The organism is Chitinimonas violaceus (assembly GCF_052601015.1).
Genome location: NZ_JBQXDJ010000160.1, coordinates 1 through 1969 on the forward strand (window position 1 = coordinate 1; position 1969 = coordinate 1969).

The following is a 1969-nucleotide window of genomic DNA, read 5'->3' on the forward strand; positions in this document are numbered from 1 at the left end:
CGGAGTTCAGCCGCACTTTGTCTGGCAAGCCTTGAGAAATACTCGCCGTCGACGGAAATTCCGTCGCGTTCGAATCGACCTTTCTCAAAGTTGTAGCTGACATGGTTTAACTCCTTGGCGACATTCGGTACCAACTGACGAACATTATGATAGGAAGTCTTCAACAGCTCTAGCAGATTATGCGCATCATCACCCGGCACCCAGGTTATTGGCCGAATGGCGTCGTTGATTTTGGCATTCGGCTTGTATCCATCCGGGTCCATCTGACGGGCGTGCGGCATCAGGTGCTGAGTCATACCCTCCTTTAGGGCAGAAGACAGCATCTGTTCGGTACGACGTACCAAGGCCGCTTCCGACAAGCCAGCCGGGTCGCCAATGAATACTTTACCGTTTGCGGCAGCATAGGAAGCTACCGCTGCGTAGAGCTTACTGCCCGCGCTGACGCCTTTAGCCAGGCTGGAAGCGTCAATCCACACCTCACCGGTCCGGTTTTCGATAATCCAGGCTTCTCGCCTATCCGCCATGGTCATTTTCCAGACCTGGGCTATCTTTTGTTCTTCGCGTTCTGCCTTGGAATAGGTCTTGTTGTCCTCCACCACCGCTAACGCGGGATCGATTTCAGCGGCAATATCAGCCAGTGTGAAGCCTTCAGGGCGTGGATAACGGAACAACTCATCTGCTTGAGCCAACAGTTTCCAAGCCTTCGCCATGCGCTGGGTAGGTCCGTCCTGCCTGCTGGTAGCGACATGGTTGGAATCGGTGCTGTTTGCACCTTTACTAGCGGGTGAATCCATCACATAGCGACGTGCGCTACCTAACATTGAGACGATATCGTTATCCGTCCACTGTCTTAATAAGCCATACCGGCGCAGCAGGTTACGGATAATCGTCACCACGCGCGGCCAGAATGCCTGTTTGGTCAGGCTGGCTTTCAGCGCCATGTCAGCCAGTACTTCCTCTACCGCCAGTAGCTGGCTGTATCCGTAACGCTGCATGAGGTTGTCTGCTGCTTCACGCACATTGGCATGACCACGGTAGATACTTGCCAGCAGAGGATTCAGTTGTTTGCCAAACAAACCACGCAGACCCGCATGGCCCAATACTTCATGGACAAGCACGTGTAGTGCTCGTCGGTTGTCGGTCAAACGATCCGCTACCAGATAGACAGCGTTGGCCTTCTGGTCAAAGAAGCCCTCGACATCCCCGTCGGCATTCTGTGAACGCAGTTTGTCGAGGTAATGCACTGGTAAATCAGTAACGGATTGGACGATGTTGATCTGCGGAGCGTTACGCCACCGGGCAATCAGCGGGCCGAACTGCTTGCGCAATAGGGCTGCATCGCTGCCTGAATCACCTGCCTTATGATCATCGCTGCGTGAGTATAGAAGCGGTCCGCCTTCGGATTCCTGAACCTTAAGTTCCGATATCAAGCGTTCAAACGCCTGATTGAAGACCTTACGTTCTTCTCCAGCCGGATATGGATAATCCGGGTCGGTATCGCCCTTATCGCGTTTGTTGTTGCTCACCAGGTAATGATTGCTGGCCTCGTTGTTGGCCAGCTTGTCCATTACCCAAGTCTCGAAGGCGCGGGCAAACATCTCATGGGGCGTACTCCAATAAGCTTTACCGCCTTTGTCTCCGTCCTTGGTTCGACTCAACTTGTAAAAATGAGTATGGATACGCCGGATAAGTGACTTATCTGCCATGGCCTGCATGGCGAAATGCACCCCGTTTACGTATTGGGCCAAGTCCAGCGACTGCCCATTGTTGTAGCCCAGTGCATCGGCAACGGTTTTTATATGCCCGCCTATTGCACCTGGTGACTTACGTCGGCCTTTCTCAGGGGAGAGCGCCACATATTCACCAATGTCGCCGGCTTTTATTTTTTCCAAGGCAACGAGCGCAGTGTCGTTACCCGCCAGCCTGTTAACCAAGTCTTCCTGCTTTAAAATGTCGGCTAACTTTTGCT

General features: G+C 53.1%; 1 protein-coding gene. It reads right to left on the bottom strand.

Annotated features, from left to right (window positions below; translation table 11 throughout):
• On the bottom strand, positions 1-1969 hold a 1969-nt coding region (locus ACUHMQ_RS20600), incomplete at both ends, for an LPD1 domain-containing protein (RefSeq protein WP_445297319.1).